The following is a 16,020-nucleotide window of genomic DNA, read 5'->3' as shown; positions in this document are numbered from 1 at the left end:
CAACAGGCCGGACACATGACCGCAGGCAACCCGCTGCATCAGATTGCCATCCACCGCCCTTGAAGCCCGGGGGCCATCCACACATGCTATGATTCGGCGGTCTGGATCACGTCATGATCCATGATGTGGACGTGGCGCCCGCTTACCGAGGTGTCTTTGCTCTGGTCGACTTCCCGCCGCTGGGAAGTCGATGTAGGCCGCTGGTGCGCTGTATCGCGCGCATCACGCGCGCGGGTCTCGCACCGATGAAGCAGACGGATCGAGCCGATCCGCGACCTCCAGCAGTAACGCATTCATCTGCTCCTGCAGGATGGTCTGCACGAGATGCGGATCGCGGCCGATCTCGGCGGCGATCTGTCCCGACACCCGCGCCGGCCAGTTCAGCACCGCATCGCGCATGCCGGCGGCACACTCGTCGATGCGGTAGTTAGCCGCGGTGACGTCCATGAGGCGGCCCTTCTTCTCATCTATGGCCAGGCGCTGCGCCTCGACGCCGAGGGCGAGCCGCGCCAGCGTCAGCCGGCCCAGCGGCGTGTCATCACCTGGCGGCGCCATCGGCGAGCGTCCCGGCACAGCCGATGCGGTCAGATCGCGGCGAACACGCTCAACATCCCAGGACCCATCCGCCTCACGGCGGATGCGCCCGACCTGCTCAGCCTTCTGGATCGCCGTGTGCGAAAGGCCCAGGCGACGGGCGACGTCACGTGCGGAGGTGATGCGCTCTGGCAAGTGCATCTCCTGTCGTGGCTTCGGCCTGGCAATCGGTTTGCACCTGGCAGCGGATCAAAATTGAGTCTCATGCATCGCTTACGCGACGATCCTCACGCCTTGGCAACCTCGTTTATCGCCTACCGCTAGCGACCTTGCGCGCGATGGCCCCCCGCATACGATATCGTCCGGAAGGAACCATGGCCTCGACATCGCCGTCGCTGCCGCGGCTTCTCGGCGTATCGCGAATCTACACCCCGCAGATTCGACGGCGCAATGCACTCATGCGTTGCCTTTCGATCTTTCGCATGAGCGCATCGCGCCGTCTCTCGTCACGCCGCCATGCGCGGTCGCGGCACCAGACCATAGTGCATGGCCAGCACCGCCAGCGCCGCGGTGAACATGCCCTGCGCCTGGGCTGGCGCGATCGGGCGTCCCTGCCAACCCTGCTGCGATCCCCATTCGCGGATCGAGCATTCCAGCCCGAGCACGTGCCAGACGGCAGAGCCGCCCGGGCTGTGCAGCCCGCCCAGGGCATCCATCGCGGACAGCACCCGCTGCCGTGCCGAGACTTGGCGCTCGGTCATGGGGTCAGCAGAGGCGCCGGGGATGCGCAGCAGCTGCGTGGTGCGCATGCCATCCAGCGCGGCGGCACGAAACTGCGTGCGGAACATCGCGCCGGCCTCGTGCATCTCCGGGGTGATGGTGCCGTTGCCGAGCATGGCGGCGATGGAGTCCACCGCGCGACGATGTTGCACGGGTGTTCCGGTGTCGGGATCGGCGTCGCGGACAGGCTCGCTGAACCCGCCATGCTGGAGGCGCCAGCGCGAGGGCTTGGACAGCTCTTCGAGGGTCGGGACGTGGCGCTTGCTGCGCTTGGCCATGATGTTCGTCTCCTTTCAGGCGTTCTGGCTGGCGTGCGCGGCACTGAGGGCGCGCTGCTGGGCTCGCTCGCGCTTCTCCCTCTCCCAATCCTCCCGATGGTCGATGCGCGACTCCCCTGTCTCGCGATCCAAGTGCTTGCCCTCTCCGTGCCTGGCGAATGCAATGAGCGCATTGCCCAGGCGCTCTGTCCTATCGGCCTGATGGAGCGTGGCCCGGGTGAGCAGAAACGGCTCGACATAGGAGCTGTTGAACGGCAGCCAGTCCGTCGCCTCGGCCACCCAGATCTCAGCAAAGGTGCCCTCGCCTTCACCAAGCTCGACGTATCGTCCACCATCTGGCGTCGGATAGGCGCGCATCTCGCCGATGGGAAATGCGTCATGACCGATGGTGACGTGCGCGGTGGTGTAGCCAAGGACCGCCAGGGCAGCCTTGTTCCAGTCCATGGCCTTGGAGCGCCGCTCCCGGATCGCGATGAGCCAGGGTGGCGCGGCCTCGGTCGATAATCTGCCAGCGTGGAACATCGTGATGGTGTTGTCCTGATCCATGAAGCTCTCCGAGCTCGAGTTGCAACACCGCGGACGCGGTGCCGGTCATGCCGCGGCCGGGTTGGGCTGAGCGGCTTCCATGCGGTGGGACAGCGCCGTGAGGCGGGCGCGGTCATGGGTGATGCGCTGCGCGAGGGCAGCGTCGAGCCGGGCGCTGAGCGCGTTGAGGCGCGCGCGGGCATCGGCAATAGGGGGCGTCGTGTGCTGCGGGGCTTTGCCGCTGATCATCTCGAAATGGGCGAGCGGCCCGAGCTTCGCTTCCAGCCAGGCGCGCGGATCGGCGATCAGCGCGAGGTCGAACCGCGCCGTCCGATCCTTCTGCCCGGGCCCCGCCGGGCGGTAGGCGACAATCGAGGAGGAGGGGGACAAATTGCTATTAGAAAGATCCCTATAATAGCAGTTTGTCCCCCTCCTCTGGTTCTGCTTCTTGGCCGCCTCCCGGCTCGGCCAGAGGTCCGGGAATGCCTTCGCCATGTCGGCGGCGTTCTCCAGCACCACGCCGGAGGCCGCCATCATGTCCTGGCGGCTCGGGCAAACCTCGTCCCAGTCCAGCACCTCATGCACCGCGACCGGCAGCACCACGTCGGTCAGCAGATCGACCTCCAGCGGCGTTGCCGCCGTGCGGTTCACGCCACGGCCGCGCCCAATCGCCTGGATCAGCTCGCCCTCGCAGATCGTCCAGCGGATGGCCTCGGCGGTCGGATCGGCGTGCACCTCGCCCGGCAGGACATGTGCGCCGCCATCGGCCAGGGCGATGCGGCGCTCCTCCTGCTCATACCACCAGTCCACGCCACCGCGGCTGGCGAGCGGGGGGCAGTTGGTCACTGCGGCGGCCAGCGCCTCCACCGTCAACGGCGCCGGCAGCGTGCGGCCGAGCACCATCAGCCCCGCGACGCTGCGCCAGCGATCGATGCCGCTGAGGGCGTTGAAATGAACCGCCTGGACGTTGCGCGGCAGGCCTGTCGCCCGCAGCGCATCCACGGCCGCCTTCTGGGCGATGATCAGCAGGTCGGGCGGTGAAACGCTGCGACCGCGCAGACTGGCCGCCCGCAAGGCAATCAGCGCCGAGACTTGGCGCCGATGGTTTTCCGCCGCACTGCGATCACGGGGCTTGGCATCCTCGCCCGGCGTCAGAGCCCGGGCGCTCACCGGCGCGCGAAGAACCTGGCGCACGCGCACATGCGGCTCCGCCGCCATCAAAGGCTCGGCGATGGTGACCTCGGGAATGAAGGGGGTGACGAGTTCAGGCCGTAGCGTGGCATCGAGATGCAGGATCGGTCCCTGGGCCCCCCAGCCGTTTCGGAGATCCGCACGCCAGGCGAGGCGGAGGCAGCGGACCGTGCCATTTTCCGACATGGTGTCGACCAGCACCGCGCCGGCGACGTCGTGGTCATTCTCCAGCGCCTCGGCGATCAGCAGCCACATGGCCGCCGCGCGGTTGGGCGGCGCCCAGGGCTCGCCCTCCTTTGGGAGCACGGCAGCGATGCGGCGTCGGCGTTCGCCCGGATCCATGCCGGGAGTAAGGCCCGGGTTGCGCATGCGGCGATGCTCAAGGCCTGCAGCCTGGCGGCAGCGCTCCGGCGTCAACCCGGCCGCGCGCAGTACGGCGACGGAGAGCGGGCCGTTGCTCGCAGTGGCCAGGACCTTCCACAGCCGCTCGCGCTGGGCTGCGAGATCGGCCGTCGCCTCCCAATCCTCGTGGTTGCGCAGCGTCCAGCACTGCACCGTGCCGAGGTGCGGGCGGAGACCATCCAGCGTCAGCAGTGCCTTGCCGTCGGTGCCGCGCAGCCCGGCGCCCCAGAACCCTTCATCCAGCACCAGCAGGCCCACCGCGCCGAGTTCATTGGGCGCCTGGTGGAACAGCGCCTCATGCGCCGTCAGCACAACCTGGGCCGCCTCCAGCCTGGGCTTTTGCGCCTGGTAGCCGCATGAATTGTAGAGCGGGCAGATATGCGTGATGCCGCGGCGGGTGACCTTGCAACTGGTGGTCTCGACGATGCGCTCGACCTCCATGGCATCGAAGGGTGCCGAGGGATCGAGACACATCAGGCGCTCGGGGTTTTCCGGAGTCGGGTCGGGGGCGGTGCGCCCCTTCCAGACCATCGCGTCCACGTCGAGAGCGTGGAATGCGTCCCGCTGCTCCTCGGCGAGATCATGGCGCGGTACGCCAATGACGACCTTGCGGCCGCGCAGGACCTCGCTGCGCAGCAGGCCGGCGACGCTTCGCTGCATCGCCCTGGTCTTGCCAATGCCCACGCCGACCGGCAGGGCAAGACGCGGCGGACGGGGCTCGGCGTTGAAGTCTAGGAGCATGCCGTCTCCCGCTGTTCGGCGGCGCCGTCGACCGATGCGTTCGCCCAGGGCGGTGCAGCCGGCTCCCAATCGGCGTCAAGCGGGTCGGCCGTCCAAAGCGCCGCCACATCCGCCATGAACTCGGCGACCTGATGATCCAGCGTCGCGCGGATGCTGGTGAGGTCGAGGATGGCCAGCGGATAGGTCGGCGTGAGCGGGGCGAGCGGCGCTGCGGCCCAGATCTCGTCGCGCACCGCGTCGATCCCGCAGGCCGCGGCGAGGTCGTTGAAGTCGCCTGGCAGCGACGGGATGGCGAGCAGGGCCTGGGTTGCGAGCGCCGCGGCGGTAGCGGCTGCCACACCGGGATTGGTGTCGCGGTCGGGCTTGAGGTCGTTGTCGGCCAGGATGACAAGCGTCGTATCCGGAAAGCGCGCCTGGATCAGCGGGGCGACGCGCACGAGGTTGCCCGCGTCCATCGCAGCGACCACCGGCAGGTCGGTTGCGGCATGGGCCGTGGCGCCGGTGGCCCAGCCCTCGCAGAGCAGGATGGCGGGCGCACTCTCCAACGGCCCGCCAATCAGCGCGAAGTGGTCTGCTTTGGCACCGCCCGACAGAAAGCGCTTGGTGCCATCCTCATAGATACGCTGAATGCTGTGGATGGTGCCGTCCAAATCGATCAGCGGAATGATCAGCGTGGCGCCAATGTCCATGCGGATGCCGAACGGCTGCACGCCTTTGCGTCGGAGATAGGCCTGGTCCGGATCGGCGGGGCCAGCATGCTCCCATTGTGCCTGAGCGGCCCGGCGCGCGATGCGGTGCTGCTCAATGGGATCCACATCATTCGCGGGCGCCGCCAGCACAATCTCCGGGACAGGTGTGGGCGCACGTTCGGTAGGTGCCCAGGCCGGCATGCCGAGCCAGGCCCGCGCCCAATCAGCGGCATCGCGCCAGTCGCCGCCGCGCTCGCGGGCGATGAGCTCGAAGGGGCCACCGCCGCTGCCAGCAGCGTGATCGAACCAGGTGCCGATCTTGGCACCGCTCATCACCGCGGAGAGGCTGCCGCGGCGGTTCCAGCGCCATTGGCGTGCGGTACGCCGGGATGGCTTGCCGAGCAGTTCCTCCAGCAGCGCGGACCAGCTGGCGATCAGCGCGTTGCGCAGTTCCTCGAGGTCGCGGCTCATGCGGTTTCCTCCTGCTGGCCACGGGCGGCGCATCGACTTCCCCGCGGTGGGAATTCGAGGTGCGCCGGCCCGGCGGGTTGCGATCGGTGGGGAGCGCGAGGCCCCCTGCTTATTGACTACCGAGGGACCCACGAAAACGTCTCAGCGGGCCGGCAGATCGTGGTGTGGGGAGGTGCCGCGGCGGTTGGCGCCCGCAGATTTGCCCATGCCCATAGGACCACGAGATTGATTTCCGGTCCAGCCGTTCTAAGCATAGATCGCCTACGAATGAATGCGATCTTCTACGCAGAAGCGCGATCTGTAAATCGAATCGCCTGAAACCGAGGCTGGTGACTGACGGAGAGTAGTTGAAGTTGCGTTTGGTAGGCAGTCGATACTGCAAACCGTGCGTCGAAACCCCCAAGCTTGGATCTGGGCTCAAGGCTGGCTTGGTTCCCGCGGGCGGGAAGCACGTGCAGCGCGGAAGCCGGCAGCGTTCCACGGGTGGCGCGCGCTTGCCACAAAGCGGCTGATACGGATTTGCGTCTTGATGGGTAATGGATGGGTGGAGGGCTTCGCATGCCAATCACCACCATCGCCACGAGACCAATGCCGGCACAGCGGCGACGATGCGCAGCGCGGATTCGCGGCAGGCGCGTCGCCGACATCCTGGCAGCCTGCCGCTTTGTCGCCCCCGCGCGCTACGCCGTCTGCGCAGTGCTTCCTTTGTTTGCGCAGTGACACGTGCGCTACAAGAACGCGCTCCCGAAGACCCAGCGCGATGTGCTTGATGGCGCGGATGAGCACACCACCGAACATCAGCGCCGCCGTGTCGATCGCCGGGCCGTGGGAAATTCAGGCGGGCCGATCCGTATATGAGAGGCACAACCATGCGTGCTGGATCTCGATGCCCGGTCGAACCCCACGAAGCTCCATCCCCCCGAAATGCGCCCGTGCGATGTTCCCAGCGCTGGGCATATCGCGAGTGCCGCTGCGGCTCCGCAGCCGCGCCAGCCGAAAGGCTTGGGGGCCGGGAGACATTCGCCTCCACTCCACCGCCAGGCAGCGCCTGGATGCGAGCCCCAACGGAGAGGGACTCGCATGACCAAACGATCATCCGCCGCGGCCGCGCCAGCGCCGACCATCCCGGCAATCCCGCCGACGCAGGTGTTGGCGCGCCTCGCCGCGTTGCAGACTGCCCCCACCGCTGACCTCAAGCAGCAATGGCGGGAATTGTTCGGCAAGGAGCCTCCACCCTTCAACCGCCCGTATCTGGTCAGCCGGCTATCATACAGGGTGCAGGAGTTGGCCTATGGCGGGCTGAAGCCCGAGACCGTCGACCGGCTCGTGGCGCTGGGCGAGCAGCTGGACGGCAGCAACGTCGTCCTGCGCCGCATTCGCGCCGACAGTCGCCCACTCGCCGGCACGCGGCTGATCCGAGAATGGCAAGGCGTGCAGCACGTCGTCACGGTGCGCGCCGACGATTTCGAATTCGAGGGGCGGCCCTATCAGTCGCTCTCGGCCATCGCGCGCCACATCACCGGCACGCGGTGGAATGGCTGGACGTTTTTCGGGCTGCGCGCGCGAGGTGACGCATGAGCCGCCGCGCCCGCGTCGAGCCGGCGATGCCGGGCACCACGAAGAAGCTGCGCTGCGCGGTCTACACGCGCAAATCCACGGATGAGGGGTTGGAGAAGGAATTCAACACCCTCGACGCGCAGCGGGACGCGTGCGAGGCGTATATTACCAGCCAGCGCGCCGAGGGGTGGGTGCTGGTCCGCGATCGCTACGATGATGGCGGGTTCAGTGGCGGTACCCTCGACCGCCCCGCGTTGAAGCGACTGCTGGCCGACATCGAGCAGGGGCTGATAGACAATATCGTTGTTTATAAGGTCGATAGGCTCAGCCGATCGTTGATGGACTTCGCCAAGCTCGTGGAGACGATGGAGGCACACGGCGTCACCTTTGTGAGTGTAACTCAGTCCTTTTCTACAACGACGTCGATGGGCCGGTTGACGCTCAACATGCTGCTCAGCTTTGCACAATATGAGCGAGAAATTATTGGCGAGAGAATCCGAGACAAATTCGCCGCGTCGCGCGCCCGCGGCATGTGGATGGGGGGCAAGGTGCCACTCGGCTACGACGTCGTGGCCAGGAAGCTGGTGGTGAACGAGGACGAGGCCCCGCGCGTGCGTCGGGTGTTCGAGATTTTCGCCGAGACGGGATCAGGCATCGAGACGGTGGCTTGCCTCCGGGCGGAGGGCGCCACCAGCAAGGCCGGCCGGCCACTGGACAAGGGCGACGTCTACAAGCTGCTGAACAACCGGACCTATGTCGGCGAGGCCGCGCACAAGGGGCAGGTCTATCCCGGCGAGCACCAGGGCATCGTGCCGCGGGAGCTATGGGATCGGGCGCATGCCGTGCTCCAGATCAGCCCGCGTGTGCGCGCCAACCAGAACCGGGCGCAGACGCCGGCGCTGCTGAAGGGGTTGATCTTTGGGGTGGATGGCCGCGCGCTGTCGCCGACGCACGCGCGGAAGAACGGCCGGCTCTACCGCTATTACGTGGCTCAGCGCGTTCTGAAGGGCGACGCTGCCGGCGACGCCAGCATCGTGCGCCGGGTTTCGGCAGCGGAGATCGAGGCAGCCGTGGTGGACCAGGTACGGGCGCTGCTGCGGCAGCCCGAGATCGTGGTCGGCACGTGGCGGGCGGCGCGCAAGGACGCGCCGGACCTGACCGAAGCCGAGACCCAGGACGCGCTGCACCGGCTCGATCCGCTGTGGGAGCACCTGTTTCCGGCGGAGCAGGCGCGGATCGTGCGGTCACTGGTGGAGCGGGTGGTCGTCGGCCCGGCCGGCGCGGACATTCGGTTACGGCTGGATGGGCTTGGCGGCCTTGTTCGTGACCTCACCGCCATAGCGCCGGCCGCCCTGAGGGCAGCAGCATGACGAACGCGACCAGCATCACGGTCCGTGTGCCACTGGCGATTCGGCACCGGCCAGGACGGAAGACCATCGTCATGCCGGCGGAGGCAGGGCCGGCCGCGGTTACTACAAGGGCCGACCCGGCGCTGGTGAAGGCGTTGGCTCGCGCGCACCGATACCAACGCCTGCTCGACCACGGCCGCCATGGATCGTTGACCGAACTGGCGGCGGCCGAGAAGGTCGACCGGTCCTTCCTGGGGAAACTCCTCAGCCTGACGCTCCTGGCGCCGGATCTGGTTGAGGCGATCTTGGAGGGCCGCTGTGAGGCCGGCCTGACGACGCTACTCCGGCCTCTACCCGCATTCTGGCCGGACCAAAGCAGAGCGTTGGCCTCCGAGAGCAGGCCGGCTTCGTTTCAGCCGAACAATCCCGAAGGGTAATGCGGCGAGTCGTCTGAAGGACACGTCCGCGGCCATCTGGCCGGCCGAGAAGCGATCAGGGTCGGGTGCAACAAAGCCGCGAGTTGAACCCCGGTTGTCATCGGGGGGCGGTGCTGGACGCAACTATCAGCGCCGGCATTTCGGGGAGTTTTGTTCAAAATCAGTCCGCTATTAGCTCGGGAACTAATCGCGCACGTCCCGAGGTGCGGAGAGAATTGGCCCTGCGGAGAGAGAAATAGGGCTTCTCGGCTCGGGGTATTTCCCAACCCGCGCGCAGAGAAGCCCGCCAAACCTGGCCTTGGCGGTGGCTGACGTCAGGCGGGAGAATGAGGTTGGGAAACCGATTGGAGCGGGCGAAGGGATTCGAACCCTCGACCCCGACCTTGGCAAGGTGCCCGAGACGACTACGCCGTGCCCCTCCAGGCCACGCCATGGCACGCCAAGATACTGAAATAGAAAGCGTGATACCCGCACCACCAACCTCGGGAGTAGCCGGCAGGCACCCCGCGACCTGATACGAATTGCTTGGAAACGGCTTCGGATGGGGTATGCTCGGGCGATTCTAAGCAGCCTGCGACGGGTGGTGCCTATGCCCAAGGAAAAGCTCACGAAACGCGTTGTCGATGCCCTGAAGCCTCCGAAACCTTCAAAGGTTGGAGTCAAGGTTCGGGAGACTTTGGCCTGGGATCGCGAGCTGCGCGGGTTCGGCGTGCAGGTCATGCCGTCTGGTCTCAAGAGTTTCGTGATCCAGTACCGAAACGCAGAAGGACGCACCCGACGCAGCGTCCTCGGCCGCTACGGGCTCATGACCGTAGAAGAGGCGCGCAAGATCGCCCACGAGAAGCTTGTCGCGGTCTCCAAGGGCATCGATCCAGCTGCCGAACCGAGCAGGGACGCTGAGGCGCTGACTGTCGCCGACATCTGCGACTGGTATCTGCAAGAAGCCGAAGCTGGCCGGATCCTTGGAAAGCGGCGTCGGCCGATCAAGGCTTCGACGCTCGCGATGGACCGCAGCCGCATCGAGCGGCACATCAAGCCACTGATCGGAGGTCGCCGGGTCACGACGCTGACGCTCGGCGACATCGAAGGCATGCAGGCCGATATCGCGCGCGGCAGGACCGCGAAGCCGCGCAGCGGCAGCCGCGGTGGGGCGGTCTCAGGCGGTGAGGGCGTTGCCTCGCGCACTGTCTCCACGCTGCACAGCCTGCTCGAACACGGGACTCGGCTCGGGACGATCTCCCGAAACCCGTCGAGGGGTGTTCGCAAGCTGGCCGTTGCGCCGCGCGAGCGCCGGCTTAGTGCGGCTGAGATTCGCCGGCTCGGGCAGGTGATGCGCACGGCGCTCGAACATGGTGAGCATCCGACCGGCCTCGCGGCGGTTCGCCTGCTCCTGCTGACCGGCTTCCGCCGGCAGGAAGGGCTTGGGCTCGAGCGCGCGTGGATCGATGCCGACAGTCGCTGTGTGCGGTTTCCCGACACGAAGAGTGGTGCGCAGGTGCGCGTGATCGGCCAAGCCGCGCTGGACCTGCTTCTCGATCAACCTGTCCGCGCCAGCTCGCGCTACGTCTTTCCGGCTGATTGGGGAGACGGACATTTCACGGCCGTTGCGGGCACGCTTGGCCGGCTCTGCACGGAAGCAAAACTGGATGGCGTCACGCCGCATGTTCTGCGGCACACCTTCGCGAGCGTTGCCGGTGATCTGGGCTTCTCGGAACTGACGATTGCCGCTTTGCTCGGCCACGCAGCCCGCGGCGTGACACAACGCTATGTCCATATCGACGAGGCCGTCCGCATGGCCGCAGATCGGGTTTCTGCGGAAGTCAACCGCTTGCTCGACGAGCGCGACACTGGTCGAACCAATAAGACTTTGGACGGCTCGACCCGCGACCGCGTAGCTGTCTGACCTCGACCGACGCATGTCCGCTTGCGTGACAGGCTGTGACCAATGGCCGTCGTGCGCCGCCGGTCGCCGCGAGTAGGCCGATCTGGACCTCGAATCACTTTCAGATGGACGCTTCTTGACTTTCAGATAGACGCTTGCTGACTGTCCGTCAGCCGCGACACCGGGGGCCTCCTTTGGAGCGTTTCTTCGATGTTTCCACGCCTCCTCGAGCCGCGTGTCCGCGAAGCGCTGGAGGACACGCGCGTCGTCCTGCTCGCCGGCCCACGCCAGGCCGGCAAGACCACTCGGGCGCGCACGGTCGCCGCGCGCGGCATGTCGTTCCTCAGCGGTCCGGAACGCTTCGCGCTCGGCCTCCTGTTGCACGACACGGATCGCGTGGTGCCGTTCGCCGAGCGCCTGTTCGCGGCACCGCTGTCGGCGCTGTGGTGGTGAGCTTGGGCGGCTGCGCCAGGGCCGCACTGGATGCCCATTGGTGCTGCCGAAGTCTGCGGCCCCATGGGCCGGGGCCTTTGCCACCTCCAGAGTGAGAGTTTTGCGGCTGTCGCCGTGACGGGTTTCGGGGCCGAGAGAGAGGCTCTCGGCCGGCCCGTCATGGAGAACCGCCATGACCCGCTCCGCGACGCGGCCGGCCCCGAGCGGCCGAGCCTCGGGTGACCGCGCGATCCTCTACGACGTAAGCGCGGCGACGAGGCCGTTCTTCCGGCGCGGGTGCTGAATGTGCTGGGTCAGCCTGGAGCGGGAGGCTTCGGGCTGACGTTATGGATAGCGTTAACGACGACGCGAGTGGCGTCGGGTATCGCCGGATCGAGGTTCTGACGGGCCCTGGCCGGCGGCGGAGATGGTCGGACGACGACAAGGCGCGGATCATCGCCGAGACGGCGCAGCCTGGTGCGGTGGTGACCGAGGTGGCGCGTCGCTGGCAGGTCAGCCCGCAGCAGGTGTTCGACTGGCGCCGGCAAGCTCGCAAGGCGCTGGCGGCGGCCACGGCTCCGGCGGAGCCGGCCTTCGTGCCGATCGTGGCGGAGACACCGCCCCCGTCGTCGCCCGAGCCGGTGGCGGCGCCCGCCCGCGCCACGCCTGCGATCGAGATCAAGCTGGCGGGCGCGGTGCTGCGCGTCGCACCCGGCACGGACGGCGAACTACTGACGACGGTGCTGCGCGCGATCCGGGCCTCGGCGGCATGATCGCGCCTGCGGCGGGCGCGCGGATCCTGCTGGCCACGAAGCCCGTCGACTTCCGCAAGGGCGCGCACAGCCTGGCCGCGCTCGCGGCCGAGGTGCTGGGCGCGGACCCATTCTCCGGCGCGGTGCTGGTGTTCCGCTCGCGCCGCGCCGACCGGATCAAGATCCTGGTCTGGGATGGCAGTGGTCTGGTCCTGGTCTGGAAGCAATTGGAGGGCGGCGCGTTCCGCTGGCCACCAGTGGTGGACGGCGTGCTGCGGCTGACGCCGGTGGAGTTCGTCGCGTTGTTCGACGGCATCGATTGGCGGCGTGTCCAGGCGGTGCGGGAGATTCCCACGCCGAGCGCGCCTGCGTAGAATCTGCGTCGCGATGCGCGCCGCGGGGGACGACACGCCGACACTGCCGGAGGATGCCGGGGCGCTGCGCATGCTGCTGCTCGAGGCGCTGGCGAAGTGCGACACGCTCAGCGCCGAGCTTGGAACCATCGCCGCTGAACGCGATGCGCTGGCGGAGCGGAACGAGCGGCTCCAGCACCTGCTGCTGAAGCTCAAGCGCCGGCAGTTCGGGCAGAAGTCGGAGCGGCTGCCCGAGGAGCAACTACTGTTCGCGTTCGAGGAGATCGAGGCGACGCTGGCCGAGAACGCGGCGGTGGCCGGCAAGGCGTCTCCTGCCCTGCGGGACAACCAGGTGAAGCGTCGCCGCGAGGGACGCGGCCGCCTGCCGGCGCATCTGCCGCGCGTCGAGGTGGTGCTGGCGCCCGAGGCGACGGTCTGCCCGTGCTGTCGGGGCCCGCTGGTCGAGATCGGCGTCGACGCGGCCGAGCGGCTCGACGTGATCCCCGCGCAGTTCCGCGTCGTCGTGACGAAGCGACCGAAGCTGGCGTGCCGCGCCTGCTCCGGCGTGGTCGTGCAGGCGCCGGCGCCCTCCCGCCTGATCGAGGGCGGCGTGCCGACCGAGGCGACGGTCGCGCATGTGCTGGTCTCGCGCTACGCCGACCACCTGCCGCTGTATCGCCAGGCGCAGATCCTGGCGCGGCAGGGGATCGAGATCGGCCGCGAGGTGCTGGCCGACTGGAGCGGCACGGCGGCGAACGAGGTCATGCCGGTCGTGCGCCGCATGCGGGAGATCCTGCTGGGCTCGCCGCGGCTGTTCGCCGACGAAACCACCATGCCGGTGCTGGATCCCGGCCGCGGCCGAACGAAGAAGGGCTACGCCTGGGCGATCGCGCGCGACGACCGTCCCTGGGGCGGCACTGACCCGCCGGCGGTGGTGTTCCACTACGCCCCGGGCCGCGGCGCCGAGCACGCCAAGGCGCTGCTGGGCGGCTATCGCGGCATCCTGCAGTGCGACGGCTACGGCGCCTACAAGACGCTGGCCGCGGCGGGCGACGGCATCACTCTGGCGTTCTGCTGGTCGCACGCCCGCCGGCAGTTCATCGAGTTGGCGAAGGGTAGGACGGCGCCGGTCGCGCAGGAGGCGCTGCAGAGGATCGCTGCCCTCTACGCGGTCGAGGCGGAACTGCGCGGCAAGCCGGCCGACATCCGCCGCGCCGTCCGCCAGGAGCGAAGCCGCCCTCTCGTCGACGACCTTTTCGCCTGGTTCCCGGCACAGATTGCGCGCCTGCCGGGCAGCAGCCCGACCGCGGAGGCCATCCGCTACGTGCTGAACCATCGCGAGGGCCTGGTGCGGTTCCTCGATGACGGCCGCATCGAGCTCGACACCAACACCGTCGAGCGCGCCATCCGCCCGATCTGCCTCAGCCGGAAGAACGCGCTGTTCGCCTCCGGCGACGATGGCGGGGCACGCTGGGCGGCCGTTGCCTCACTGGTGGAGACCTGCAAGCTCAATGACGTCGACCCGCAGCGCTACTTCACCGACGTGCTGACCCGCCTCGTCAGCGGCTGGCCCAACAGCCGCATCGACGAGCTCATGCCGTGGTGCTGGACCGCAGCCGAACAGGGCTGATCGTCAAGCGCCCGCCGCAAGGGTCTCTATGCCGCGCTTACTCTACGACGAGATCACCGACAGGATCATCGGCGAACTCGAGGCCGGACGCCTGCCCTGGGTGCAGCCCTGGGGAACCTCCGGTGTCGCCGCACCCCTCGCCCTTCCGAAAAACGCATCGACCGGCCGGCGCTACTCGGGCATCAACGTGCTGATCCTTTGGGGTGCCGTCGTCGAGCGCGGCTACGCCGGCCAGAGCTGGCTCACCTTCCGCCAAGCCCTTTCGCTCGGCGGCAGCGTGCGCAAGGGCGAGCGCGGCACGACGGTCGTGTATGCAGACCGCTTCATCCCCGGTGAGGAACGCCAGCGCGCGCAGGAGACAGGCAAGGACGCCCGCGCGATCCACTTCCTCAAGCGCTTCACCGTCTTCAATGTCGAGCAGTGCGACGGCCTGCCGCTTGAGCTCGCGGCGACGGCGCCGCCTGCGGATACCTCGCTCATCGAGCCGCAGGTCCAGGCGCTTATCGCAACCTCCGGCGCCGACCTCCGCATCGGTGGGGAGCGCGCGTACTACGACGTGCTCGGCGACTTCATCCGCGTGCCGCCGCCGCAGGCCTATTTCCAGCCGATCGACTGGCACCGGACCGCGCTGCATGAGCTCGGCCACTGGACGGGGCACGCGTCGCGCCTCGGCCGCGAGATCGCCAACAGCTTCGGCTCGAAGAAGTACGCGCAGGAGGAGCTGGTCGCCGAGATGACCGCGGCCTTCACCTGCGCCGCACTTGGCATCGTGCCGACGGTGCGCCACGCCGACTACATCGGCTCCTGGCTGGAGGTGCTGCGCGAGGACAATCGCGCGATCGTCCGGGCCGCTAGCGCCGCGTCGAAGGCGGCAGACTTCCTGCTTGCATTCGCGCCGGATGGCGGGGTCACGAACGCGACCCCAGATGCGGGGCACGCCGAGGCGCCAACAGGGGAATTCGGCTTGACCCAGCGGGTCGCCCGGGAGAACCCTGCCGCCATGCGCGGATGCGAACGATGACGCAGCGCAATGCGACCCTCCCCGACCGGCAGCCGGACGGCGCCAGCGACCGACGCTGGGTCGTGATCGGCGAGGATGGGCGGTACGTGACCCTCGGCCGGGCAGTCGACCCAACCGAGGACGAGTTGCGCGACGTCGAGCGACAGCTCACCGGCCAGGGCATCGGCGGTTGGCTCGCCGTGATGTCGTCCTCGCCCTACGGCGCGGTCATGCCGTCGCTCATTATGGTTCGCCCGCTTGCGTCGCCGTCCGGCACCTGGGACGCCGCGGAACAGGCTTGCCGCGCGTTGATCACGGCACAGCGCACAGCGGCTTGACGCGCCGTCGCGGCATCATGCGTGTCGCACGCCCTGGCGGCGGCTGAGTGACGGCTCGCCTTCGGGGCCTAAAGCGAGCCCAACGAAACGTCATCAGGCAGTAGGAGCAGCGGATCGTGATCGCAGGCAGGAGCCGCAGGGCGGCTCATTGGTCACCTACGTCGCTTCCGAGCAGCGCCAGCGTCAGGGGCGTCGGAGGCCAACGGCAGCCCGCGTGAAGGAACAGGCGTGCTTTGCACGATGCTGGTCGTCGTATGGCCGTGGGCAAGGAAGCGATCGAGCACCACGTCCAGCCCGTCGATCGAAGGCAGGTGAACCTTCAGCACGAAGCAGTCCTCACCGGTGACGCGATGACACTCGACCACCTGCAGCAGCGCTCGTGCCAACTCGGTCACCTTCGGAAGCTGGCCCGGCGCGGGTCGCACGCGGACGATGGCGCAGACGGGGTAGCCAAGCGCGACAGGGTCGAGGTCCAGACGCCAGCCTCGAATCACTCCAGCCTCTTCCAGGCGCAGCACACGCTCGCGCACAGCAGGCGCGGACATGCCGACGCGACGCGCAAGATCCGCCGTGCCCATCCGCGGGTCATCGACGAGCAACTGCAGAAGCTCGACATTGCGTGCATCGCGGAGGAGCTCTGAAGACGTATTGGATTTACTCACTTGGCCTCCAATCCGAA

The 16,020-nt window shown here is 68.0% G+C and carries 16 protein-coding genes; 10 read left to right on the top strand and 6 right to left on the bottom strand.

From position 1 onward, the window contains the following. Positions 1-222: 222 nt before the first annotated feature. The 5 genes from GXW74_RS25480 to GXW74_RS25460 all read right to left on the bottom strand — a co-directional run bounded on the left by GXW74_RS25480 (position 223) and on the right by GXW74_RS25460 (position 5,611). The gene (locus GXW74_RS25480; RefSeq protein WP_211849411.1) at positions 223-729 is read right to left on the bottom strand and encodes a hypothetical protein; all 507 of its coding nucleotides are present in this window, start codon (positions 727-729) and stop codon (positions 223-225) included. Positions 730-1,040: 311 nt separating this feature from the next. After that, positions 1,041-1,592 carry a DUF6456 domain-containing protein gene (locus tag GXW74_RS25475; RefSeq protein ID WP_211849410.1) on the bottom strand — a complete coding sequence of 184 codons (552 nt, stop codon included), beginning with the start codon at positions 1,590-1,592 and terminating at the stop codon, positions 1,041-1,043. A 15-nt stretch (positions 1,593-1,607) separates the two neighbouring features. Continuing rightward, a complete protein-coding gene (locus tag GXW74_RS25470; protein WP_211849409.1) occupies positions 1,608-2,138 on the bottom strand; it encodes a hypothetical protein in 531 nt (176 codons plus the stop codon). A gap of 45 nt (positions 2,139-2,183) precedes the next feature. Beyond that, entirely contained in the window at positions 2,184-4,451 is a 2,268-nt protein-coding gene (locus tag GXW74_RS25465) for a hypothetical protein (RefSeq protein ID WP_211849408.1), read from the bottom strand. Further along, entirely contained in the window at positions 4,442-5,611 is a 1,170-nt protein-coding gene (locus tag GXW74_RS25460; protein ID WP_211849407.1) for a toprim domain-containing protein, read from the bottom strand. Before GXW74_RS25460 ends, GXW74_RS25465 begins: the two co-directional genes overlap by 10 nt. A 1,080-nt stretch (positions 5,612-6,691) precedes the next feature. On the opposite strand from GXW74_RS25460, the gene GXW74_RS25455 reads away from it, so the two are divergent. The 10 genes from GXW74_RS25455 to GXW74_RS25410 all read left to right on the top strand — a co-directional run bounded on the left by GXW74_RS25455 (position 6,692) and on the right by GXW74_RS25410 (position 15,341). Continuing rightward, positions 6,692-7,189 (top strand): DUF2924 domain-containing protein, encoded by a 498-nt coding sequence (locus GXW74_RS25455; protein ID WP_211849406.1) that lies wholly within the window; start codon positions 6,692-6,694, stop codon positions 7,187-7,189. Further along, positions 7,186-8,538 carry a recombinase family protein gene (locus GXW74_RS25450; protein WP_211849405.1) on the top strand — a complete coding sequence of 451 codons (1,353 nt, stop codon included), beginning with the start codon at positions 7,186-7,188 and terminating at the stop codon, positions 8,536-8,538. The genes GXW74_RS25455 and GXW74_RS25450 overlap by 4 nt, the downstream gene beginning before the upstream one ends. Beyond that, positions 8,535-8,954: a hypothetical protein gene (locus GXW74_RS25445; RefSeq protein ID WP_211849404.1), complete on the top strand. Its 420-nt coding sequence runs from the start codon at positions 8,535-8,537 to the stop codon at positions 8,952-8,954. The genes GXW74_RS25450 and GXW74_RS25445 overlap by 4 nt, the downstream gene beginning before the upstream one ends. A gap of 589 nt (positions 8,955-9,543) precedes the next feature. Then, positions 9,544-10,857: a tyrosine-type recombinase/integrase gene (locus GXW74_RS25440; RefSeq protein ID WP_211849403.1), complete on the top strand. Its 1,314-nt coding sequence runs from the start codon at positions 9,544-9,546 to the stop codon at positions 10,855-10,857. A 189-nt stretch (positions 10,858-11,046) separates the two neighbouring features. Then, on the top strand, positions 11,047-11,289 hold the full coding sequence (locus GXW74_RS25435; RefSeq protein WP_211849402.1) for an ATP-binding protein: 243 nt from the start codon (positions 11,047-11,049) through the stop codon (positions 11,287-11,289). Between the two features lie 326 nt (positions 11,290-11,615). After that, on the top strand, positions 11,616-12,041 hold the full coding sequence (gene tnpA / locus GXW74_RS25430) for an IS66-like element accessory protein TnpA (protein ID WP_211849401.1): 426 nt from the start codon (positions 11,616-11,618) through the stop codon (positions 12,039-12,041). Next, on the top strand, positions 12,038-12,394 hold the full coding sequence (tnpB, locus tag GXW74_RS25425; protein ID WP_211849400.1) for an IS66 family insertion sequence element accessory protein TnpB: 357 nt from the start codon (positions 12,038-12,040) through the stop codon (positions 12,392-12,394). Before tnpA ends, tnpB begins: the two co-directional genes overlap by 4 nt. A gap of 70 nt (positions 12,395-12,464) precedes the next feature. Continuing rightward, positions 12,465-14,003: an IS66 family transposase gene (gene tnpC, locus GXW74_RS25420; RefSeq protein ID WP_211849412.1), complete on the top strand. Its 1,539-nt coding sequence runs from the start codon at positions 12,465-12,467 to the stop codon at positions 14,001-14,003. 28 nt (positions 14,004-14,031) lie between these two features. Next, positions 14,032-15,024 carry an ArdC family protein gene (locus tag GXW74_RS25415; protein ID WP_211849399.1) on the top strand — a complete coding sequence of 331 codons (993 nt, stop codon included), beginning with the start codon at positions 14,032-14,034 and terminating at the stop codon, positions 15,022-15,024. Beyond that, positions 15,021-15,341 (top strand): hypothetical protein, encoded by a 321-nt coding sequence (locus GXW74_RS25410; protein ID WP_211849398.1) that lies wholly within the window; start codon positions 15,021-15,023, stop codon positions 15,339-15,341. Before GXW74_RS25415 ends, GXW74_RS25410 begins: the two co-directional genes overlap by 4 nt. Positions 15,342-15,493: 152 nt before the next feature. On the opposite strand, the gene GXW74_RS25405 is transcribed toward GXW74_RS25410, so the two are convergent. After that, the gene (locus GXW74_RS25405; RefSeq protein WP_211849397.1) at positions 15,494-16,003 is read right to left on the bottom strand and encodes an Lrp/AsnC family transcriptional regulator; all 510 of its coding nucleotides are present in this window, start codon (positions 16,001-16,003) and stop codon (positions 15,494-15,496) included. Positions 16,004-16,020 lie beyond the last annotated feature (17 nt).

Origin of the sequence: Neoroseomonas eburnea (assembly GCF_018129005.1) — a bacterium.
Classification (GTDB): domain Bacteria; phylum Pseudomonadota; class Alphaproteobacteria; order Acetobacterales; family Acetobacteraceae; genus Neoroseomonas; species Neoroseomonas eburnea.
This window is presented reverse-complemented; position numbering and strand designations above follow the sequence as displayed.